Source organism: Paenibacillus sp. 276b (genome assembly GCF_900107875.1).
GTDB lineage: Bacteria > Bacillota > Bacilli > Paenibacillales > Paenibacillaceae > Paenibacillus > Paenibacillus marchantiae.
This window is the reverse complement of the sequence record NZ_FNRR01000003.1, coordinates 154835-179106: the sequence shown is the minus strand read 5'-3', so window position 1 is coordinate 179106 and position 24272 is coordinate 154835. Positions and strand designations below refer to the sequence as shown.

Below are 24272 nucleotides of genomic sequence, written 5' to 3'. Positions count from 1 at the left end.
GATGGCGGCCGGGATGGAGTTCAGCTCGAACAATGCTCTGAAGCGCAATCTGGAGAAGTATGCAGCACAGTATGCAACAGAGCAGGAGCGTCAAGGCAGCCTGGGTGATGGTCGAAGCAGCATCCATTACCCAGCGTTGTTCTTGTTCGTGGGTGACCAGGTCGCTCCGGCAGTGTCTGCTGTCCAGGAAATCAACCGGCTGAAGTGGGATAACGGAGAAGGCGTAGTCTATGTACAGATTGGAACGGAAAATCAGGAGCATGCCCGACATCGTGACCATGACACCGCGCAAACGAAGCATGACCATTACAGCGATGGTGCTCATTCAGGATATGCGCGTGTTAACGGCGGGAGTGATGCAAGGAATGGCAGCACTTCTGATGATGGTCAGGTGACCCGTCACGTGCTTCCCTTGTCCACCATACAGACGGATCGACCTTCCAAAACGCTTCGCAAGGATGTGCATCGCAGTTTCCACGATTCAGATCAGGCACTCTTTGGTCTGAATCGTACCTTGCGGCGGGTGAGTAATCGTATTGCCGAATACGGACGCCTATATTCATCGTTCGATCGAATCTACGTGACCGTTGTAACCAGGGCAGATGATCCATTGAATGTGTTGTTGCCTGAGCTTACCAAGCTGACCGAGACGATACTGGCTCAATCCTTCAAGTCGGTACAGACCGATTTGCATGTGCTGGTCAGCGAGATGGAGCAGGTCGATTCCTTTGGATATGCAAGTGCGGCGGGACTCGCTTTTCTGCGGGAACTGGATTACATGCAGGGGCTGGACTATACGTTCAGTGGCAATCTGCTGGTTACGGAGGACGGTATCTCCATTCCGGTTGTACATCCCGCTTCTCCGTTATTCGATCTCGTATATATTTTGTCAGACAAAAACGAGCGGGGAACCGGCGTACCCGGCGGGTGGATCGAAAATGCCGAGATCATCTGCCGAATCTGTCTGCTCAAGAATCGGAAGCAGGATGCAGATAGCTCAGGTTCCGTATCAAGCACGGGGGCCAACACGTATAACAATACGTCGTTCAAAAATAACATCCGTACGACCTCGGATCAGCATGGTTATGCCAGTGCAGGTTTTGCCGAGATTAGACGGCCGAACAAACCCATTGCACTCGCGGTGTTGTATCATCTGTATCGTTATTTGCTTGAACGGATGCGGCAGGAACCCGATTGGAGCATCAAGGACAAGCTCGCCTTTTTCGGACTGGATGGGGCTTCGGTAGAACGTAAAGTGGAAGGGATTCTTCCCGATGAGGATCTGGTGAGCGGCATGAGCGGCATTATGACGCATAACGTCAGCTTCACCGATCTGAAGCCGCTCTCGCTGCGTGAAGCGGAGAGAGCATTGTTCGGGCATGGGGCAGAGGCGTATTTCCGTGATAATGTGGTCCGTCTTGCGGAGGAACGAGTACGTCAGCGCAGCACAGAAGACTCCCTTCGTCGTAAGGCTGAGCAATCGCGCACGGAGCATCCTGAGGTTGGCTATTTTCAGTGGGCTGCCTGGAGTGACAATGGGTTCGGCAGCGTGCGTGAGGCTTTGCTTGGACTGATTCGTGATAAATCGGTGCAACTTGAATCTGCACGTGCCTTGCTTGAGCAGCGTCAGCAGGAGCGGGTAGAGGATCAGTCGTTCAAACGGGCGTTGTTCCGTGACAAACAGAACGTGCGCAACCTGATCGATTGTTTGCTGGAGCGTGTGTATGTGCCCAAAGTTGAATTGCTGCGTCTGGAGAATGAATTGCAGCTGCTTCGTGTCTACGACACAGAGATGGAACAACTGCATACGTTCAGCCGGAGTGTAACGGAGACACTGGCAACGCTGGAACGTGTTTTGCGTGAGACAGCGGTAGAGAGCATAGCGGCTGCAGATGAATATATCGGTCAGAACGTAATGGAGTATTACGGCAAAGTGACGGAAGTGCTGATCGCAGATTTGGAGGCAAAGCGTGGACGGGATGTCTGGTTTGAGGACCGCCATATGGGGGATATGAACCGGCTTGCCACAGAAGGAAACGAGCGACTCTTGCAACGTCTGATGGAGGTATGTCATGTGATGCTGCTTACAGCAGAACCGCTCCGGGTACCTTTCGAAGAAGAATTGCTGTTGCGGGCGAATGTTACAATTACCTATGGGGACAAAAATGTACTGACCCGTGATGATCTGTTCCGCCGATTGTATCGCACACTGGAGGAGCAGGCGGTCGTTCGGGTAAGAGTATTCGACTATACGCAGGAACATCGTTATGAAGAAAAATATTTCTTTGGTGATCACCATAGTGCCTTCATGGACTATGCGGCGTATGCCGAAGAAACGTCACGGATCTATAAGCTGGGTGTGGTATACGAAGAACGAAGCAGTGGTGTGGAGAAGCTGAATCTGATGGGAGGCTTCCATCTGGAAGACCTGATGGTGTATCGCAATGGTCGGGTGTATTACGATTCGTATACGGAGAATGGTTATGAGCTCCATCCCTCCGATCTGGCCGAGAAGCTGTCACCCATGCGTTAAAACATAAGGCTGTATCTTATATGGACGGAAGGGAGGTACAGATCGATCCATCTGTTTCCGTCCAGTACATTATACGTTCATTTTTCATCAACCCATCTTGTATTAATTCAGCCGTTCATCGGCTGTTTTGGAAAGGATGCATGCAAACATGCAGCGAAAAATCAATCTTCTCCTGGTCCTGTTCAGCCTGATTGGCGGAGCTGTGGGCTTTGCGGCTGGAGAAATCATGCTGCGTCAGTGGCTCGGGGAAATGCCCCGTCTATTGCTGATGGGATTATACTTTGGCGTGTTGGCGCTTAGCGTGGGATTATTCTGTTTACTCGCAGAGATGATCTCGCCAAAGCTGAACGGAGCTTCCTGGAAGCTGCGATATCTGGGACTATCCTGGAAACTGCTTGTTCCGGCAACGCTGGCGCTATTGTTTGTCGTCGGACTTGCCCTGCAATTGCTGTATCAGATTAACCCAGGCGGTGTGAAGCAAGTCAAGGATATCGTGCTGATGATCGATAACTCGGGCAGTATGAGTAAGACAGACCCAGATAACGGTCGCTTTGAAGCGGCCAAAACACTGATTAGCCAAATGGAAAGCGATAAACAGGTGGCGGTGATTACCTTTGATGATCAACCCGAGCTGCTTCAGCCGTTCACCCCGTTGGACAGCGAAGCTGCCAAAAATGAGGTGTACAGCAAAATTGATGGCATCGTGACGACCTCGGGCGGAACTAATTTCGATGCAGTGCTGCGGGAAGCGATGGAGCAGATTAAGGGCAAACAGGACCCGAAACGCGGAACGGTAGCGATTCTGCTATCCGATGGATTCAGTGATGCAGACACATCTAGCATTTTGTCTGAGTATGCAAATGAACAGATTGCCGTCAATACGGTGGGGCTGAGTCTGGTGGACCCTTCCGGAACCGACTTGCTGCGTCATATTGCACAGCAGACGGGCGGTATGTACTATGATGTACCAGATTCCGGTGGACTTAATCTGGCATTCCAGCAAATTTACGATACGATTGATGAACGAACGCTGGTGACCGAACGTACAGGCATGATGGAGCACAGTACGTATCTGGCTATTTTCCGAGTGGCTGTCTTACTGTTGATTGGTGTCGCGCTGGGCGTGTCGCTCGGACTTGTATTCGATAACCGTCATCTCGCACTCAGTTTCGGAATTGGTGGTGCCGTGTCTGGTTTATTGGCCGGACTTCTGCTCGAATGGGGACTGGACGGATCAACGGTGGGTGATACATTTGTAAGATTCGGAGCGATGCTCATCTTATCTGGTGTGTTAACCCTGTTCAGCTGGATTATTCCGATCAAGGAGAATACACCGCGGAAGACGCGTGGGCGTCGCGATGCTGGTGGAGGAACCAATTCGGTGGAAGGATTCGGTCAGCGGGCAAGAGATTCGCGCAGCAAAGGATTTTGACGTCTGGAGGTAGGCGATAGATGCGTTTTACGGATGCAGACCCTTCAGCGCCCCTGATTCGCAGACTGACACTTGCAGTGGACGAGAGCCAGTGTACACTTCGCTGGCTCTGGCCAGAGAGCGTGGAAGCTGTATATGTTGAACGGCTGGAGCTCGATATGATGGGTGATGATCGTACCGAGGAACAGGCTGCACAGGGCAAGCTGAAGTTATACACAAAAGAAGAATATAAGGCGAGCAATGGATATATGGATCGAATCACGGGTTTTGGTGCCATCCGTTATACAGTGTATGTGTGTCAGATGGAGGAGGACGGGCCAGTTCTGGTGCGTCAGCGTGATGGAGACAACACGGTCGTTGCCAGTGCAGGCAAGGCGGATATTCGCTTTTCGATCCGATACAAGAGCGGTTTTTTTCAGAAACGAAAAAGTGTACTGATGACCGTTACAACGGAAGCACCTGTTCCGAAGGAGGCACTCTGTTATGTCCGCAAACAAGGTGGGGTTCCGTTGAATAAGGAAGATGGCACGGTGTACCCTTTTGTGAGTGATTTTGCTCCCGGGAGAAATGAGATGCCACCGGTTGAGGTAGCCAAGGACGATTACGTGAGACTATTCTTCACGGACGGACCAAAGTATGGAGCCGCCTATAGGCTTATATCAGACTAGATAGTTAGGCTTTTTGTCTAACTGATCAGGGGAGGGGAGCGGCTATGAGCTTTTTTAGTCGGTTTTTGAAGAGACAGCAGCCGGAAGAGCGGCCGTTGTTTTACGATATCGTATGTCCGTATTGTTTCAGCAAGTTTTCACCGGAGGAGGTTGTGTTCCGTGCTGCACATCATCGCGACGACGATGAGGACTACGCACTTGGGGAAGATGCGAAGCTGAATCGATATCGCGAACGGTTTGGACTGGATACGGTGTTTGATATGGAGGCCGTGCTGGCTCCGCATGATGTACCTGAGGAACATCGCATCTATTCGGATAACATTGTGATGGGACTGAACGATCGTTACGGTGTGGTTACACGGCGCCGGCTGTGTCCACAGTGCCATAACGAGCTGCCTGTCACGGCAGGCAAAGCACCAAGCAATATCATTTCCATTATTGGGGCATCCCAGGTGGGTAAATCCGTCTACATGACTTCATTGATTCATACATTGCAGCATTACACAGCCGATCATTTTGATGCGGCCTGCATGCCGCTGAACGCGGAGATTAGCCGCCGGTTCCGTGCAGATTATGAAGAACCGCTATTCGAGCGGGGCGATCTGTTGGATTCAACGCAGAAGGAGAAGCTGCAGGAGCCGTTTATTTTCCAATTTGTGTTCAAGGATGAAGATAAAGCTCCGCTGACACTGGTGTTCTTTGACGTCGCTGGTGAAGGTATGGTGGAGCAGGACTATCTGGGACTTCACGGGCAGCATATCAAGAACTCGGCAGGCATTCTGTTCATGGTGGACCCGCTTCAGATTCGTTCCATCCGGGACAAAATCCGCATCAACCTCGGCAACGAGCCAGGCGAGTGGACGCCAAGATACGATGAGCCACGTGATGTGGTGTTAACGATGTTCGGTGACTTTATCGCGTACCAAGACAAAGCCAAGACGAATATTCCGACAGCTGTTGTACTCACCAAAAGCGACATGCTGCATTCCCTCAAGGATGATGAGGGCGATTATATCAAATCCAACAGTAATGTATTCCGCAACATGGTGCACCGCGACTGGTTTGACCTGACCGAATTCGAGAATATCGACGGGGAGATCCGGCGTTTTATCGAGAAGGTGGACCGTCCGTTCAAAGGCACGATGGATGTGTACTTTAAGGATACGGCTTACTTTGCGGTGTCTGCGCTGGGAAGCAATCCGGTGGATATGAAGCTGCAAGGTGTGGTCAGTCCAATCCGTGTCGATGAGCCATTCCTCTGGCTGCTGTACAAGCTGAAGTACATTGAGGGGAGAGTGGGATGATGCGTTCTTCCATGACCCCGCCAATTGAACAACAGCTGTACACTCGAGAGCGGCGCGGGGTGTTTCGCACAACGGAGGGGTTCGATACGGTTGCCGCATCGCCGGGACTTGACCCTTCTTTTATCAAAAAAGTGCTTCATCCCTACTGCGTCTATGACGCTCCAGCGGAGCTGGCGGGCCGGAGTGAGAAGGATGAGACGAAGTTTCCCCCGTCCATTCATCTGCTGCATCTGGAGAGCGGGGAGACGATACTTGGGCAAAATGTGTACCAGTCTGCTGATTTCACCGGGCTGCGCAGCGCTTTTTTCGCCCATAACTATGTTTTGTCTCCCGAACGCTCGGAAGAGCAGATGAAACAAGGCGGCTGGCTGGATGCTGTGTTCGCCACGTCCTATGACATCGAACAAGGCACAGTGCTGCCTGCGCTTACTGAATTGCCACGAGCAGCTGGTGTTGGACAAAGCTCTCCAAGTCAGATCTTTGCCGCTCTGAAAATGGACGAGGTGGTATTCAAACGCCTGCTCTACGCCGTCATGCAAGCTGTAGCTACACGTCGGAAGGTATACATTGCGCTAGATGTGCCCGCTGAGGAAGTTACAGCCGGAGCCAAGGGACTGCTGCGTTTGTTATATACGGCGCTGCCTTACGCGTTCCGGCGGCAGCTCGGCTTTATGACGTTTGCGAAGGAGCCGCAGGCAAAGAAAGGCATCCATATTCAGTTCGTGGAGCGGGGCACGCTGCGTCCAAAGGATCGGAATACGGAGAAGGATTTTACCTTTGATCTGGTATCGGGCAGAGTTACCCATGCAGATGCATCTGTGGCGAAGCTTCCTTATGCGGAATTCGCCTGGACCCTACTGCACGAACCTGCGGCTGCCGATTCATTTTATGCTTTTGCGGATGAGATGCTGTCCGGAATGGAACCTGGACGGGAGCTCTCCATTGAAGCATACGGGGAACTTTCTATGTTCTATCGTCTGGAGCAGGGGATGGAAGAGTTGTATCTGGATAACAAAAGCGATGTCCTGAGTGGGTTGCTCACCTACTTGAAACCGGAAGGCGGAGCACAGCAACGCTCTCGTTTGAACGAGTTGTTCCTGACGTTGCTCAGTCGTGAGCTGGACAGCGTCAAACGGGAGAATGTACCTGAAGAATCGGTTGCAGCACGCATCGGGGAGTATTTCCGGGTCGCTGCGCCAGTCGTACAGTCCCGAATCGTGGATTATTTCATCTATGGTGTTAATAACGCCCGTTCGCAGAAACGTATGCGTGCCGTGCAGGAGCTGTATGGCTTGCTGGATCGGGACAGCCTGTTAAGCCGTGCTTTCTTCGACAAAGTGCTGGCGAACGAATCACTGACCAAGCTGCTGTTCGAGCCCTATCTGGATAATCAGCTGAAACGCACGGAATCAGCCGCCGATGTTGTGGAAGTGATCCAGAGATGGATTACATCTCACCCGTCTGCCATCCACAATAGTTTCTTGCTGGAACGGACAGCAACCGAGCTGCGTGAACGTTTGTGTTCTGCGCCCAACCCTGTTCAGTCTGCCAATGAGGCACTTAAGCGGGTTAGTATCTTGGATCGTGTACCAGTTGCAGGCTCCCTAGACACGGGTATTACCGCCCGAATTGGCCAGTCTGGAGCTTCAGTTCGTGCTAATCGGAAAGGTGGACCTGGGTCCGCTGTCCAACCACCAGCGTATCAGGAGGATTTAACCCGGCTCGCAGATAAGCTGGCTTACGTCATTAACTTGTTTATGATACAGGATCTCGATCTGGAGCGGGTTAACCGTGAACAGCTGTTAAGCATTGATATTTTGTTGCACGGAAACGAGGTTCGGGACTGGGCTGCTCGCCAGGGCTCAGATGTATCTGCGCGTACAAACATGATGCTGGCAGCGAGAGCATGGCTTAGCGGTGAGGGGAGTGACGAAGAGGAGCTGGAATCTCTCTCTTTGGCCGAACGTAATGAGCTCCAGCGCTGGACGCGTCGCTGGCTTGCCGGAGAGCTTCGTGATCGCCCAGATACGGCTGCATTTGAAGCACTGCCGCTGGCTTTCTATCGCGGTGGCAGCGGCAGCAACAGACTCGATTATCCAGGCCTGATTGAATTTATCTATAGTAGTTCAGGACGTACAGAAGTGTTGTATCAATTTATGGAGTGGTCGGGGACTCAACGCTTGTTTATTCGCGGCTCTAACGCACATAAGGGATACTCGGATGCAATCGTGGCCTATTTCAAGGCCCATGATCGCGAAGCTTTTAAGTCAAAGTCAGCTTTCAAACCCTATTATGCCAGAGCAAGCAAGACGATGAAGCCGGCCTACGACCGCGCCAAAACAGAGTTGTCTTCCCCGCTGGTACGCATGCTGACAGGTAAAAGGAAGAACCTTTTTCTAGGATCGGTTATTGTCATTCTGATTATTGGTATTGCTGGAGGCACGTACGCTTTGATGAGCGATAAGGCGGAGACATCTGAGGCATCACCTCCACCGACACAGGAGCCCGTTGTTCCCGCTGAACCGGAGGTGGAGCTCGCTGAACAGATCGCCTACCTCGTTCCTGCATCCAAAGCGGACGACGGTTCAAAGACGCCTGCCCAGTTGGTGATCCGTTACAGAGACGAAACGGACAGCAACGCTTTGCAAACGGACACTCTCCAATGGAACTTGAAAGATGGTACTACACAGAAGCTCAATGCTGAGGGTGAATGGGAGAGTTTCAACCGAAATGAGGAGCCGGATGGCGAAGGTACAGCTGGTGACAGCTCAGAGGGTACGTCTGAAGGAAGCTCTGCAGGTTCTTCTACCGATAAGGCGGACGATACTCAGCCGAGCGGAGAAGCCGAGCAAGGGGCAGATTCAGCCTCAACGGGGGATACCACTTCAAATCCCGCAGCAGGCAGCACATCGACGGATGCCGGTACTGGCACAGCCTCTGACACTACGGATGAAGGCACAGGACAGGGAGATGCAGACGGCACGGCTTCAGATCCATCTCAGTCTACGGGAGCAGATTCATCTTCAGTGGAAAATCTGACTGTTGCTGAAGCAGATCGTCTGTATCCCTATGGGCACCAAGTGGAGCTTCCGGCCGATTTTAATCTAAAGGACATCGTGAGTATCCAGAGTGGAACGCTCGTGATCAACCTAGTCCCGGAACCGAAGCTCTAAGCGGCATTAATTGAATATATTATTAATGGAATACAGCCACCTCGAAGAATTTCGTAGGGGCTGTATTTTTGTTTTTGCTCAATTGATGGGGAATGACATATACAAAATGAATCAATATAGGTCTAATTTTCACAATTCGGACACATTATTAAGATGTTGGGCAAGGATGAACATACGCAAAGCGATGAAATGCACGTACACGATGAGAAAAGCTCTCACATAAAGTGCGAAAAATTTGAACGATTTCTAGTAAAACACTTCAAAAATAGCTTTCAACTATCAAGGAGTTTGGTATTTACTGTTGACAAATGATAATGATTATCAGTATCTTTAGAGTATAAGATCTTGTTGCGCCGGAAATACGCTGAACTACAATTTCGTTTTCGTTGTCATAGCCGGAATACATAACCGGGATAAATGAGAGAGGGATGATCGCATGTTTCGTCTGGAGACGTCCAAGTTGGATATCGCTTATGAGGAAAGACTGATTGTTGAAGATCTGAATATTCAAATTCCCCAAGGAAAAATTACAGCACTTGTTGGAGCCAATGGTTCAGGAAAGTCTACCATCCTGAAAACAATGGCACGGATCATGAATCCAAAAGCAGGTAGTGTATTGCTCGACGGGAAGTCCATCCATAAGCAGTCCACGCGTGAAGTAGCCAAGCAGCTTGCGATTTTGCCACAAAATCCAACAGCTCCTGAAGGACTTACAGTAACCGAACTTGTGTCCTACGGACGGTTCCCATATCAAAAAGGTTTTGGTTCGATGCGTGCTGAAGACAAACGCATGATTGAATGGGCTATCGAAGTGACAGGCATGACGGAGTTCCATGATCGTCCAATCGATCAACTGTCCGGTGGACAGCGTCAACGTGCCTGGATTGCCATGGCTCTTGCACAAGAGACAGACATTCTGTTCCTGGACGAGCCAACAACGTTCCTGGATATGGCTCACCAACTTGAAGTACTGCATTTGCTGGAGCAACTGAATGCCACAGCAAACCGTACAATCGTTATGGTTGTGCATGACTTGAACCATGCTTCCCGTTATGCGCATCACATGATTGGTATTAAAAAAGGTAAAGCCATCGCTACAGGTTCACCTGTAGAGGTTATGAACTCCGATGTGCTTCGCGAAGTATTTAACATTGAAGCTGATATCGTGATTGATCCTCGTTCCGGTGTACCGCTCTGCTTGCCTTACGCCCTTGCGGGTGAACGTCAGCAATCAGCACCTCCAGAACAAGTGCTCATGAACAGTGCAATGGTTCATGCTGGAGGACGGACAGAGCAACGCGTTCGTCACGCGACAGGAAGTTAATGAAACGGGCCATATGTGGTCCTAAACTATAGAATGAAGCCGCTGTGCATTACGCACGCGGCTCATTCGCATTCTAGGAGGTCTACAGGAATGGGAGAAATCAACTACACCTGGTTACAGCAATATGGACGAATAACAACCGGGATGATCGATGAATCGGTCTTTGGCATGCCTTTGACGGCATTGAAACATCCGAAGCAGGCCAAGCTTATGCTGGAAGCTTATAATGAGCATCTTCGGGCCGACTCTCTTCGCTCAGCGGCTGTTTATTTCATGCAATCGGTTCGTGGCCTGATGATTGGGGTGACGAAGGCAGAGCGGCAAGAGCGGTATGATGCTATTTTGGTTGCGAAGTCAGGCTAAAAAGGTATATGTCCATGTCGATGGACAAAATTTGATTCTACCAATGAACTCGGTCAGAGTTTAATCACAGATTTGGTAATTGATCGCCTCAGGTCTATAATATAGAGACAGGCTGTGTGCCGCATGGTTATTCGGTACAGTACATACAGCAGCCCAACCTACATCTTACTCATGGGAGGAATCAGTCATGTCCGTATATTCGTATCAGGCGGTAACGACCGCAAATCAGGAAGTTTCACTCGATTTGTATCAAGGCAAAGTGTTGGTGATTGCCAATACAGCCAGCAAGTGTGGGCTGACTCCACAATACGGTGAATTGCAGAAGCTCTATGATCGCTATCGTGATCAAGGCTTGGTTGTATTGGGATTCCCTTGTAACCAGTTCGGAGGCCAGGAGCCGGGTACCAGTGAGGAAGCAGAATCATTCTGCCAAATCAACTATGGCGTTAATTTCCCGGTGTTTGCCAAGGTCGATGTAAATGGTGAAGATGCGCATCCATTGTTCAAGTATCTGCGTGAGCAGCAACCTGGTGTTGGCGAAGACAATAACATCCAATGGAATTTCACCAAATTCCTCGTGAATCGTGAGGGTGAAGTTGTAGGGCGTGTTGAACCAAAAGAATCCCCTGAAGCCATGACTGCAGAGATTGAAAAGCTGCTTGGCGTATAAAATAAACGAAGAAGCCTGCCTCCAGATTGGAGGATAGGCTTTTTTTGATACAATTTTTTAGTGCAAATATCCTCTTCATATAAGTGTCTCCTCAGTAGTTATTACGCTTATTTTGAGCATAAACCAGCCATAAGCAGGGAAAACTGAAGTCAATGGAGATTGAGTCGATGACTCGCTTGATCGTAAATAAACCACATCCGAAAAATTTATTTTGATTAACCCCTTGCAATGTGAAAAATATCACATTATAATAAGTGTACAAAGTGAAATAAATCACATAAGCAGTATTCATTTATAAGTGAAATATTTCACAACCACAATGACGTTAAATTCAATTTTTTATTTATATACTCCAAGGGGGAACCTTATCATGAAAATCGCAGTTATCGGATGTACACATGCAGGAACCGCAGCCATCGTTAACACCGCCAAATTGTACCCGGATGCTACCATTACAGTGTATGAGCGCAATGACAACATCTCCTTCTTATCATGTGGCATTGCGCTTTATGTAGGTGGCGTGGTGAAAGATCCAGACGGATTGTTCTATTCTTCGCCAAACCAACTGGCCGAGCTCGGTGTCGTTACCAAAATGCTTCATGAAGTGACGTCAGTAGATGCTGCGGGTCACAAACTTCAGGCTAAAAACTTGAAAACAGGGGAAGAATTCGAAGATACCTTCGACAAGCTGATCGTGACCACGGGTTCATGGCCTGTCGTACCGAAGCTGGAAGGCATCGAGATGGACAACATTTTACTTTGCAAAAACTACAACCATTCCAACACGATTATTGAGAAAGCCAAGCATGCCAAACGTATTACTGTGGTAGGAGCCGGATATATCGGCATTGAGCTGGTGGAGGCTTTCCAAATGAACGGCAAGGAAGTTACACTGATCGATAGTGTGGACCGGATCTTGAACAAATATCTCGACCCCGAGTTCACGGATGCTATTGAAGAAACGTTGACTGGACACGGCATCAAGCTGGCGCTGGGCCAAACTGTTCAGAAGTTTACCGGAGAGAATGGCAAAGTGAACAAGGTCATTACATCCAAAGGAGAGTTCGATACAGACCTCGTTATTCTGTGCATTGGTTTCCGTCCAAATACCGAGCTGCTCAAAGGCCAAGTGGATATGCTGCCGAACGGTGCAATCATCGTGGATAAATATATGCAAACCAGCCAAAAAGACGTCTTCGCTGCTGGAGACAGCTGTGCAATTCATTACAACCCAACTGGCAAGGCAGCGTACATTCCACTGGCAACCAACGCAGTGCGGATGGGTACACTCGTAGCAAGGAATCTTGTTCGTCCTACGACACGTTATATGGGTACACAAGGCACATCAGGTATTAAAATTTATGAGCAAAATATTGCAGGTACAGGCTTGACGGAAGCATCTGCTGCGGATGAGGGTCTGGTCGTTGAAGCTGTAACGCTTGAAGATGCTTACCGTCCAGAGTTCATGCCAACGGCAGAGAAGCTGCTGCTCAAAGTAATCTATGAACAGGCTACACGCCGCATTGTTGGTGCGCAGGTCATGTCACAAGCTGATCTGACACAGTCGATCAATACGATCTCTGTCTGCATCCAGAACAACATGACGGTAGATGAGCTGGCCTTCATCGACTTCTTCTTCCAGCCACATTACAACAAACCATGGAACTTCCTGAACTCGGCGGGTCTTCAGGCGTTGCCACCAGTAGAAGTAAAAACACCAGCGATGGTATAACCATAAATATCTGAGAACTGCCGCAGTCATTCTGCGGTAGTTCTTTTTTGTTTTTTCTGGATATCAAGCAAGACACAACGGAAATATTAAAATGTAGTTTTCAGACTTTGTGATAAAAGTAACAAACCTCTTGAAATCTTCGCGATACAATGAACATATCAACAAAACAGGTTGAATTATGATGTTCATGAACTGTGAAGGAGAGGATCGTTATGGCAGCAAAAACACCTCTTGAGGTTGCACAATATACGGCGCATACGGGGATGAAGAAAGTCCAAAATCCGGTGTCCTCCGTATTGATACTCAGTTTTCTGGCAGGCGCTTTTATTGCGCTCGGATTTCTGCTGGATATTCGGGTCATTGCCTCTGCTCCGGCCGAGTGGGGCAGCTTGGTAAATCTGATTGGCGCAGCAGTGTTCCCGGTAGGTTTAATATTGGTGCTGATTGGCGGCGGGGAACTGCTGACAGGCAATATGATGGCTGTTCCACTCGCGACGATTGCACGTAAACTGTCCGCAGGCAACATGTTGAAGAATCTCACCTTAGTAACGATAGGTAATTTCCTTGGGGCGATCTTTGTGGCCTATGCGTTTGGGCATGTGCTTGGTCTGACGGCAGAGGGAGCTTATTTGACCAAAGTGGTGGATATGGCTGGACACAAGCTGGACGACAGCTTCCTTCAGGCTTTTATATCCGGGATCGGGTGTAACTGGCTGGTAGCTCTCGCGGTTTGGTTGTCTTATGCATCGGATACGATGAGTGGAAAAGTATTGGGCATATGGTTCCCAACGATGGCCTTTGTAGCTATTGGATTCCAGCACGTTGTCGCCAACATGTTCCTGATTCCTGCTGCGATCTTTGAAGGGCATTATTCGTGGGGACAATACGTCATGAATTTCATTCCGGTATGGCTTGGCAACCTGACGGGAGGGGCGCTGTTTGTTGCAGCTGCTTACTGGATGGTGTACCTGCGCAAGCATGAGCCGGAAGTGAAGCCTGAGATGGCCATGGCGGCGGCCCAGCCTGTGGAGTCGGAAGCCAGACCGATGTGGAGCAAGCAGGCGTAGCGGCATTTTGGACAGTAACCGAGTTAGCGGTGTAACCGTGGTGCGAGTGCGAGAACGAGTGGAAAGACGAATGCAAAGTAAACAGGAGGCGATTCTGATCTCGTTCAAGTCATGGCTGTCTGCTGTGATGGGCGGGAAAAGAATCGTTTTTTTTTGCAAAAAAATATCCACGCAAAATAAATTCGCCATGACAAGGTTCGGGGGAACGAAACCTGTTCATGGCGAATTTCGGGAGTGGTCCATGATATGGCATGAGGAGGAAGTGGGGAAACACTAGCCTAATGCCTTATTTTTAATTTACCCCTGAATTTCGAGATTGAATCAAAGGGAAAAAAGATTTTTTGAAAAAAATTTGGATCGGTTGTGGCGGTAAAAAAAGACTGTTTTCTTTTCGCGATTACCAGGAAGAAGATATGATATGAGGATAGCTTTGAAGGGGGAGGGACTTGTATATGATCGATCAGGAGAATGGCGTATTCCCGGCGGTTTGCCCGCTCGATTGTCCGGATACTTGCGGCCTGCTGCTTCATAAGGAGAACGGTAAGATCGTGAAGGTAGCGGGCAATCCGGACCATCCGATTACAAAAGGCGCCATCTGTAACAAAGTCCGAAATATGACGGAGCGGGTGTATCACCCCGAGCGGCTGCAATATCCGATGCGACGCATCGGAGCCAAGGGCGAAGGCCAGTTCGAGCGAATCAGTTGGGACGAAGCCATCGGCGAGATTACGGCGAAATTTAGTTCGCTGGCAGATACCTACGGACCGGAGAGCATCCTGCCCTACAGTTTCTATGGAAACATGGGCATTCTTGGTGTGGACGGCATGGATCGTCGATTTTTCAATGCATTAGGTGCGAGCAAGCTGGAACAGACCATCTGTAATGCAGCGGGAAATACCGGGTGGAAATATACGATGGGTGCGAACCGGGGAACCTTGCCCGAGGATACAGAGCATGCGGATGTCATTCTGGTGTGGGGAGGCAACATCGTCAGCACCAATATGCATCAGGTTGTTCTGGCCGAGAAAGCCCGCAAAAAGGGCGCCCAAATCGTCGTTATTGATGTCCATCGCAATCGGACCGCCCAATGGGGAGACTGGTTCATTCCACTCTACCCCGGTACAGACAGTGCATTGGCACTCGGATTAATGCATGTACTGTTCGAGCAGGGCCTGACGGATGAGGCTTTTATGCAAAAATATACCGTCGGCCATGAGGCACTGCGTGATCATGTCCGCAGCTACACCCCGGGGCGCGTTTCGCGTATTACAGGTGTGCCGGAAGCGGACATCGTGAAGCTGGCTGAGCTGTATGGCAATGCACAGGCAGCTCATATTCATATCGGCAATGGCCTACAGCATCACGACAACGGTGGCATGAACGTACGCAGCGTAGCCTGTCTGCCTGCCATTACAGGCCAGTGGCTAAAGCGCGGCGGTGGTGCCATTCGTACCAACAGCTACGCGAGCACGAATAGCGATGCGCTGGAGCGTCCGGAGCTGCGACAGAACCCGGAGCCGCGCGTGGTGAACATGAACCGGATTGGCGAAGCACTGCTGGAGGCGGAGCAGCCGATCCGGGCGTTGATGGTCTACTGCAGCAATCCACTGGTGGTGGCACCAGATACCGAGCGGGTGGAGCGAGGTTTTGCACGGGAGGATCTGTTCACGGTAGTCCATGACCTGTTCATGACGGATACGGCAAAATACGCGGATATTGTGCTGCCTGCGACATCTTCATTTGAAACGACGGATCTGTATACGTCCTACTGGCATCAGTATGTTCATTTGCAAGAGCCAGTCATTACGCCTTTGGGTGAGAGCAAGAGTAATGTTGAATTGTTCTCTTTGCTTGGACAGGCGATGGGGTATGACCCGGAGATTTTCGGTGAGACACCGGAACAGATGATCGAGGAAGCACTTCAGGGTACGGGCAATCCCTACATGAACGGAGTAACCTTGGAAGGGCTGAAGCAGCATCATTTCGTCAAGCTGGATATGTCTGCACATGACTCCTATTTGGATCAGTTGCCCACGCCTTCGGGGAAAATCGAGCTGTATTCGGAAACGATGGCACAGAAGGGACTGCCTCCGTTGCCTACGTATAGTGCACTCGTGGAGGGGTATGACGGGGAAAACCCGGCTGGACCTGCGGATGTTTATCCGCTGATGTTTCTGTCGCCGCCAAACCATAATTTCCTGAATTCCACCTTTGCCAATTCGGCCAAACATCAACGTTTGGAGAAGATGCCATTATTGCAAATGCACCCGGAGGACGCCGCCCGCAGACAGGTGGAAGACGGGGATGCGGTGGTCGTATGGAACGACCGTGGCCGAATCGAGCTAACCGCCAAAGTGAGTGAATCCATGCTGCCAGGAACGGTGATTAGTCAAGGCTTATGGTGGGATGGTAATGGCAAAAAACAGCGGGCGAACTCGCTCACGTCTAATCGTCTGTCCGACATGGGGAATGGGGCAACATTCTTCTCGGCCACTGTCGAAGTGAAGCGTCAATGAATGTGCTTGCAGATCGGATCTTTTCAGGTAAGATGAACAATGGATAGTTCGTAAGCAGAATGATAAAGAGCAAGATTCGGAAATCAAATTTCTAAATTCTAAATTCAAGTGGCCTTCGCTCTGGCTAATTATGCCGTCAGGGCAAGGGTCTATTTTTTATGGCAATATGCTTTTTGAAGGTACTAAGGAGAATAAACAAGATGATGAGATGGCTGGATACGTATCCAAAAGAAGTGAAAATATTTTTGCTGGCAAGTTTGGTCAATGCGACAGGTAGTGCCTTGATGTGGCCGCTGACCACGATGTATGTATTTGACGAGCTTGGACGCACGATGGCGAACGCGGGGTTTGTTATTCTGATCCAGTCGCTGGGCGGCATCTTCGGGCAACTGCTCGGTGGTGCATTGTACCACCGGGTGGGCGTCAAGAAGCTGATCATCGGATCGCTGGCGTTAAATGCGGTAGGGCTGTTTGCTCTGCCGTGGATTAGTGCGTATTGGGTTGTGTTTATATGTGCCATGGGCTGGATCGGCCTGTTCAGTTCATTGTCGCTGCCAGCGATTCAAGCCTTTATTGGCTTCCGGTTTGCGGAGCGACGTGGGGAATTGTTCAATGTGATCTATGTCGCCAACAATATCGGTGTGGCAATTGGTACAGCGCTCAGTGGTTTTCTGGCTGACTTTTCCTATCACCTCAGCTTTGTACTGAACGGGGTGACCTCCGCCGGGTTTGCGATTTTCTTCTGGTATTATCTGTCGCGGGCAGAACCGGATCAGGGCGAAGTACATCTGACCAAACGCAAAACGGTTCCCGATGGGCCGGGCGTCTGGGCGCTACTGGGCAACACCAGGTTATATCTGTTCATGAGCCTGGGCGTGCTGTTCCTGCTATTCGGTAATTCTATCTGGAATACGGGTGTGTCTCCGTATATTATTTCCGAGGGTATGGAGAAAAGAATGTACGGTCTGCTCTGGACCCTGAACGGGGTGCTGATCTTTGTGGGACAACCCTTCACCAATTGGGTCAAGCGTACGATGGCCCGTACATCGACTGCTCAGATGACTGCAAGTGCGGTGTTCTATGGCATGGCCTACATCGTCATGATTACCATGTATAGCTATCCGGGTATGGTGCTTGCAATGGTACTGGCTACCTTTGGGGAAATGCTGATCTCACCTGCTACGCCGGCATTCATCTCAGAGCATGCCGGAAGAGCGGCACCTTTCTACATCGGGATCTCCGGTGGTATCGGTGCGGTTGGACGGGTTATCGGGCCGTATGCAATGGGGGTCATGTACGACAAACAGGGACTGATTCCTGTAGCGTGGCTGGCGACTGGCACGGCGGTTATTGCGGTGCTTGGTTTTGTACTGCATGCGGTGCTGAACCGCAACCGTGAAGTGAAGGAGTACGGATTGGACGCTTAGCTTTTTCTGATTGAATGCTATGAGGGAGGAAGAGGACAGATTGGAGTGGAGGGGCAAAGAAAGTCACTTTAATCTGTCGGATCATCCCGTATATTGATATTGACAAAAAAATCTTTTTATGCTATAATTTACATATAAAAACATTCCGTATATACTAAGGTTCTCCTGGCCAGGGGGAATCTTATTTTTGTTTGTACGGGAGGATGAAATATGAAGCATAATGAGTCCAGCATCACATCCTTGATTTCGGCATTTGGCCGAGCCTACCACTGCCAGTACGATACACCTCTTATTTTCGATGATTATATAGCTAAAGAGCTTATTACTCCTCAAGAGTTTGCGGGTATTCGCGAGAATATGATTCAAGGTATTCATTTTTTTAACCCGGACATGGCTCATCTGATCAAGGACGAGCCGGATACGATTTTAAAATGGATTACCCAGGTGCAGTTATCACCAATAACACTGGCTCGGGCCGCCTATTGTGAGCATGTACTGCTTCATGAAGTTGTGTTGGGATTGAAGCAGGTTGTCATTCTTGGCGCGGGGATGGATACATTTGCTATGAGGCATCCGGAACTGGAGGACACTCTAGAACTATTTGAAGTGGATTATCCAGCTACACAGCAATTCAAGCGGGAGCGTCTGAACCAGGCCAAGTTGATCATGCCGGACAATCTTCATATGGTGCCAATGGATTTTACTCATGAACCTTCGTATGAACGTTTGACTGATGAAGGCTTGAAGAAGCAAAAGACATTGGTTACTCTGTTAGGCGTTTCGTATTATTTGACCAAAGAAGATCTGTCTAACTTGCTGCGGCATATATTTTCGGATCTTCCAACAGGGAGCTCCATTGTGTTGGATTATGCAGATGAGCATCTCTTTGAGGAAAAAGGAAGGTTTAACCGGGTTGAAAATATGGTTAAGATGGCTGCAGTGGGGGGCGAGCCGATGCAATCCTACTTCACTTACGAGGAGATGGAGCGGTTATTGGCGGATGTGGGACTTCTTATATATGAGCATCTATCGCCAGAAGACATACAGGATCGATATTTCAGCAATCGTACAGATGACTTATCTGCCTTCGAAACAAACCATTTCATCCATGCGGTCAAAAAATAAAATCCTATTCCTGCTGTGATTATCACAGATTAGGATCTGAATAAGAAAGGGATGTCCCATAAGTCATTGAACATGACGGGGACATCCCTTTTTAGCGTTAGTACTGTTTAACGAACTGAGCGCGTGTTATTGGCGCCAATTTCCACAGGTCTGTGGTTTAACGAAACCAAGAGACGTTACTTCCGCACCTACCCAAACTGGGCTTGATGTAATCGGCTATACGAGCCCTGACGCGCCAGAAGTTCATCATGGCTGCCTTGTTCGGCTACGCCACCGTTCTCCACAACCACAATGCGATCCGCGTGTCTAATCGTTGCCAGTCGATGGGCGATGATTAGCGTTGTACGTCCTTGTGCCAGCTCGGATAAAGCCAACTGAATGGCGGCTTCCGTCTCGGTATCCAGTGCGGAGGTCGCTTCATCCAGAATGAGGATCGGCGGATTTTTCAAAATCATGCGAGCAATGGATAGACGTTGCTTCTGTCCTCCAGACAATTTGACGCCCCGCTCACCAATTAGAGTATCGAGTCCTTCCGGTTGAGATTGTACCAGCTCTTCCAGTTGGGCCCGGCGAATGGCTTGCCAGATTTCTTCATCAGGTGCATCCAGTTTGCCGTAGGCAATATTTTCACGGATCGACCCATCAAACAGGAAAATATCCTGCTGCACAATTCCGATATGGGAGCGCAGCGACTCCAGTGTCATATCTCTTACCGGAATCCCATCAATAGAGATGTGCCCCGCATCCACATCGTAAAAGCGTGGAATAAGACTGCACAGCGTAGATTTGCCTGCACCCGAAGGTCCAACCAGCGCTACCGTTTGTCCTGCCTTAATCTCCAGATTCACCTGATCCAAGGTTGGTTTGTGTTCCCCATAAGCAAATGAAACGTCATGGAAGGCGATGTCGCCTTTCACATGTGGGATGGATTTGGCTTGTGGTGTATCATCCACATCGGGCTCGGCTTCCAGCAGCTCCAGGTAACGTCTGAATCCAGCGATGCCTTTGGGATACGTTTCGATGACGGAATTAATCTGTTGAATCGGTCCAAGAAACACATTGGATAACATGACAAAGGCGATAAATTCTCCGTAGGTCATGCTGCCTTGAATGACAAACCACGTACCGCACACCAGTACAAACAGCGAGACAAATTTCATCAGAATGAAGCTGAGCGAGGAATTCCACGCCATAATCCGGTAGGTGATCAGTTTGGTAAGACGGAAGCGTTCATTATTTTCGACAAAACGTTTCACTTCATGCTTTTCATTGGCAAAAGCCTGTACTACACGAATTCCGCTCACATTGTTCTCTACGCGTGCGTTATAATCTGCAATATCCGCAAACATACGCTTGAACGCTTTGGACATTTTGCGGCTGAAATAGAGGGAAAGGAAGATCATCAGTGGTACGATGATGAAGGTCATGACAGCCAGTTGCCAGTTGATACCCAGCATAATGCCGAAGGCTCCAGCCAACGTCATCAGGGCAATGAACAGATCCTCGGGTCCATGATGCGCAATCTCACCTATATCCATCAGGTCATTGGTCATGCGAGAGACGAGGTGCCCCGTCTTGTTGTTATCGAAAAAGCGGAAGGATTGTTTCTGCACACGTTGGAACAGTTCCCGCCGCATATCGGATTCGATGTTAATACCCAGCTTATGTCCCCAGTAGGTGACTGCATAATGGAAAAAGGAACTGAGCAGATAGATGCCCAGTAATCCGGCACAGGCTGATAAGATCATGGACCAGTTGCCTGCGGGAAGCAGCTGATCGACAACTTTGTTTACAGCCAAGGGAAACGCAAGTTCCAGCAGTGCAGCCAGAATCGCACAGGAGAAGTCCAATATAAAGAGTCCCCGATAAGGACGATAATAAGCCATAAAACGGCGAAGCATATGTAGTCACTCCTCTCTCTAACGCAAAAGCCCAGGCAGGCTGATCGGCCTGTCCGGACATTACGTTTCTTCCTATGAAATGATTATTGAATCCATCCTCTTATTTACGATTTTGCTGTGCACGTTCTACGATCATATCAGCGAATTCTTCAGCCTGACTCTGAATTGCAATCGGATCGAAGTACCAGTAGCGATCTTCCTGTAATTCGTACACCTGATTGTTCTTCACAGCCGGGAGCGATTGCCAGATGGAATCACCTTGGTAATTTTTATTGTTTTCCCCTACGGTCAGGAAGATATGGTCTCCTGCATAATCACCAACGACTTCACGCGATATCTCTTTCCACTGGGTATCACCCATCAGTTCTTTCTTGGTGATTTCGAGTGGTGTAAGTTCCAAAGCGCGATAAACGGCTTGTCCACCGCGACCAAAGTTGTCTCCATAGCCATAATAGCTCTTGTCTGATACTTCGAGGATGGAGAAGGTTTCCTCCGGTTTAATGACTGCTTTTACTTTGGCGCGAGCGGCTTCAATACGTTCGTCGTACGTTTTCAGCCAGGCTTCGGCTTCTTCGGATTTGTTCATGAGTTCTCCGAAGCCTCGAATTTCATCCTCTACATTGGTAAACGTGCCGTAGGGAATGACCACGGTAGGTGCGATTTTTTGATAACTCTCAATTTCTTCAGCTTTATCAGAGTAGGTAATGATCAGATCCGGGTCCAACGCGACGACCTTCTCCAAGGATACGGCACCCCGGTCGCCAATATTCTCTATGCCCTCCACTTGATCGGCGTAGAATGGATTTTCCAGATAATATTTAATAGAGCCAACGGGCTTTACACCAAGTGCGAGCAGATCACTTACGTACATATCCGTAACAATCCGTTTCGGTTCAGCCGGAATTTCCACATCTCCACTTAATGACTTGTAGATCCGCGTAGCACCCGAAGAATCGGTATTTGTTTCGGTCGAACTTGTAGTCGATTCTGAACCCGCCGCTGTTGGTTCCGTTGTGCCGGAACCCGTACCGCTGTTACAGGCAGCCAGAATCATGATGATGGCGAGCATGAGCAGCAAGCCGGAAAAGCGTTTTTTTGCAGCAAACATATAATTGTTCCCCCTGTGTATATAATCAATAATGATTATTATTCTCATTACTAACATAGAGGATGACGTAACATTTGTACATGGACATCTATGATGACTAATGCATGGACAGATGTGATGTCAGTTTGTGCATGATGTGCTGAAATTGCTCCATAACCGAGATGGGGTCGAATCCATAAAACATATCCGCATCAATCTCGTACAGGCGCCCTTCCCGGACCGCACTCAAGGTGTTCCAAGACTCCTGAGCAAACAGTTTGTCCACAGCATCCTGCTCTGATGATTCCCTGGCATAATCAATAAAAATATGATCTGCCGCATACAAATGAATTTCATTTAGCGGAACATGGATGTAACCTGTGAGTAGTTGTCCATCCTTCTTCATCCGTGCAGGAGGGGTGAAGCCCAGCGATTGATACAAAATATGAGAAGCTCTACCCCATCCGTGACCATAGATGTACGCTCCACTCTCACCAATCATGAAAATGCATACTGCTGAACCCCGTTCACCCATGATCTGATCGAGTGTACGATTGGCCTCTTGCTGAAGCGTATCATAATGGTCTAACAGCGCACGTGCTTTGGCTTCCAGACCCGTGATACGTCCCAAATGGATGAATTGCTCCTGCCAGTCAAGTTCCTCAAAAGGCATCAAAATCGTTGGTGCAATCTGCCGTAATTCATCCATGTCGGAATGAGGTGCATAACCAAGGATGACATCGGGATGAGCGTCTGCGATTAGATCCGGATGATTAATGAGATCATGCTCATAACACTGATCAAATTGGTTTTGTCCATTTTCAATAAGTCTACTTTTCATCCATCCTGCAACGGCACCCAGATGCGGGATGTGGCCCAGTGCGAGCAAGGAAGCGGTATAGTTGTATGTAAGACTTGCGATTTTTTTTGGCGTTCTCCGATAGAGAGTCGGTGCACAACCTACCGTTTGTTTAAATTTTCGACTTAAATAAAAGGTATCTCTGTATCCCGTCAACTGCGCAAGCTCTTGCAATGTGGGATTGGCAAACAGCAGGTGTTCCTGGGCAATTCGAATTCTTAACCGGGTAACATACTCCACAAACGTAAGTCCGGTGTACTTCTTGAATTCTCTTGAAAAATGCTCTGGACTCACATTAACCTCTTTCGCTAATTGCTCACGTGTAAAAGAATGAGTAATTCTTTCATGGATGTGCGCGATGACGATGTCCAGCCAGGAATGATCTTCATGAGCCAAACGCACAGCATGATCTCGCAACGTATCCAGCAGCTGATAAAACAGCATATGAGGTTTGAATGGTCCGGACTCATCGCGTTTCGAGCTGGACTGAACCAACTCGGAGATCAGCTCGGCAATAAGACGGCTCGTAACGGAAACAGGATGTCCGAATGGCCAGAGCCTTTGTTCGTTATCTGCAAAATCAAAGGCCATTGCAATACCCTGAACGGGTGAAAGGGAACCACGCTTGCTTTCATGCTGAAGCAGGGTTCCAGCTTGGCGTACGATAGCAGAGCCGGTATTTACCATCAATTGACCATTCGAACTGATCAGTCTTGCCTGACCAGAGGTGATGACATAAAGAACGTGCTTGCTGCTCCACAGCTCATCGATACGGGAGAAGGCTTCCCGATCATGGAGCTGCACCAGATGACACAGCTTGAACATTGCCGGAGGCACGTTTGTGATTTGCTGCAAGCGGCCGGGGGTGTTCAGGGATGATTTATGAAAGCTTAGATCCAGATTGCTCATAACATAATGGACTCCTTATAGAGGATTGGACTAATAAGCAGTATAATACCACAAAGGTGTAATGGGGACCCCGCGAATCATTCCCTTCACATATTTCTGTGAAAAATGGATAAAGAGGTTGAAATCGCTATCAACACCGACTATAATGAAAATGTCGAAACGTTTCAATCTATGGTTTACAG

General features: G+C 49.2%; 17 protein-coding genes. 14 read left to right on the top strand and 3 right to left on the bottom strand.

The annotated features are described in order from the left end of the window. Position 1 precedes the first annotated feature (1 nt). From BLV50_RS16860 to BLV50_RS16795, 14 genes are all read left to right on the top strand, one after another. Positions 2-2533, top strand: a complete 2532-nt coding sequence (locus BLV50_RS16860; RefSeq protein WP_090808996.1) for a transcription initiation factor TFIID — start codon at positions 2-4, stop codon at positions 2531-2533. A gap of 148 nt (positions 2534-2681) precedes the next feature. Next, positions 2682-3965 carry a vWA domain-containing protein gene (locus BLV50_RS16855; RefSeq protein ID WP_090808994.1) on the top strand — a complete coding sequence of 428 codons (1284 nt, stop codon included), beginning with the start codon at positions 2682-2684 and terminating at the stop codon, positions 3963-3965. 20 nt (positions 3966-3985) lie between these two features. Continuing rightward, positions 3986-4633 carry a beta-mannanase gene (locus BLV50_RS16850; RefSeq protein WP_079695568.1) on the top strand — a complete coding sequence of 216 codons (648 nt, stop codon included), beginning with the start codon at positions 3986-3988 and terminating at the stop codon, positions 4631-4633. A 44-nt stretch (positions 4634-4677) separates the two neighbouring features. Beyond that, positions 4678-5937, top strand: a complete 1260-nt coding sequence (locus BLV50_RS16845; RefSeq protein ID WP_063566908.1) for a TRAFAC clade GTPase domain-containing protein — start codon at positions 4678-4680, stop codon at positions 5935-5937. Further along, positions 5934-9110, top strand: coding sequence for a GAP1-N2 domain-containing protein (locus tag BLV50_RS16840; protein ID WP_090808992.1), 3177 nt, complete (start codon positions 5934-5936; stop codon positions 9108-9110). The genes BLV50_RS16845 and BLV50_RS16840 overlap by 4 nt, the downstream gene beginning before the upstream one ends. Before the next feature lie 436 nt (positions 9111-9546). Further along, complete coding sequence (locus tag BLV50_RS16835; RefSeq protein WP_090808990.1) at positions 9547-10434, top strand: ABC transporter ATP-binding protein; 888 nt, start codon at positions 9547-9549, stop codon at positions 10432-10434. A 90-nt stretch (positions 10435-10524) separates the two neighbouring features. After that, a complete protein-coding gene (locus tag BLV50_RS16830) occupies positions 10525-10797 on the top strand; it encodes a hypothetical protein (RefSeq protein WP_090808988.1) in 273 nt (90 codons plus the stop codon). Between the two features lie 187 nt (positions 10798-10984). Beyond that, positions 10985-11467, top strand: a complete 483-nt coding sequence (locus BLV50_RS16825) for a glutathione peroxidase (protein WP_063566912.1) — start codon at positions 10985-10987, stop codon at positions 11465-11467. A gap of 370 nt (positions 11468-11837) precedes the next feature. Continuing rightward, the gene (locus tag BLV50_RS16820) at positions 11838-13199 is read left to right on the top strand and encodes an FAD-dependent oxidoreductase (RefSeq protein WP_072733668.1); all 1362 of its coding nucleotides are present in this window, start codon (positions 11838-11840) and stop codon (positions 13197-13199) included. 212 nt (positions 13200-13411) lie between these two features. Next, entirely contained in the window at positions 13412-14266 is an 855-nt protein-coding gene (locus BLV50_RS16815) for a formate/nitrite transporter family protein (protein ID WP_090808987.1), read from the top strand. 7 nt (positions 14267-14273) lie between these two features. Continuing rightward, the gene (locus tag BLV50_RS16810; RefSeq protein WP_143038132.1) at positions 14274-14543 is read left to right on the top strand and encodes a hypothetical protein; all 270 of its coding nucleotides are present in this window, start codon (positions 14274-14276) and stop codon (positions 14541-14543) included. A gap of 175 nt (positions 14544-14718) precedes the next feature. Further along, positions 14719-16782 carry a molybdopterin-containing oxidoreductase family protein gene (locus BLV50_RS16805; RefSeq protein WP_090808985.1) on the top strand — a complete coding sequence of 688 codons (2064 nt, stop codon included), beginning with the start codon at positions 14719-14721 and terminating at the stop codon, positions 16780-16782. Positions 16783-16985: 203 nt separating this feature from the next. Continuing rightward, positions 16986-18209, top strand: coding sequence for an MFS transporter (locus BLV50_RS16800; RefSeq protein WP_063566966.1), 1224 nt, complete (start codon positions 16986-16988; stop codon positions 18207-18209). Between the two features lie 210 nt (positions 18210-18419). Further along, positions 18420-19334 (top strand): class I SAM-dependent methyltransferase, encoded by a 915-nt coding sequence (locus BLV50_RS16795; RefSeq protein ID WP_090808983.1) that lies wholly within the window; start codon positions 18420-18422, stop codon positions 19332-19334. A 188-nt stretch (positions 19335-19522) separates the two neighbouring features. Here the strand turns inward: BLV50_RS16795 and BLV50_RS16790 are convergent, their stop codons facing one another. The 3 genes from BLV50_RS16790 to BLV50_RS16780 form a co-directional block, all read right to left on the bottom strand. Further along, positions 19523-21235, bottom strand: a complete 1713-nt coding sequence (locus BLV50_RS16790; RefSeq protein ID WP_090808981.1) for an ABC transporter ATP-binding protein — start codon at positions 21233-21235, stop codon at positions 19523-19525. A 100-nt stretch (positions 21236-21335) separates the two neighbouring features. After that, positions 21336-22343, bottom strand: a complete 1008-nt coding sequence (locus tag BLV50_RS16785) for an ABC transporter substrate-binding protein (protein WP_063566919.1) — start codon at positions 22341-22343, stop codon at positions 21336-21338. A gap of 97 nt (positions 22344-22440) precedes the next feature. Next, positions 22441-24090, bottom strand: a complete 1650-nt coding sequence (locus BLV50_RS16780) for an ABC transporter substrate-binding protein (protein ID WP_090808978.1) — start codon at positions 24088-24090, stop codon at positions 22441-22443. Between the last annotated feature and the right edge of the window lie 182 nt (positions 24091-24272).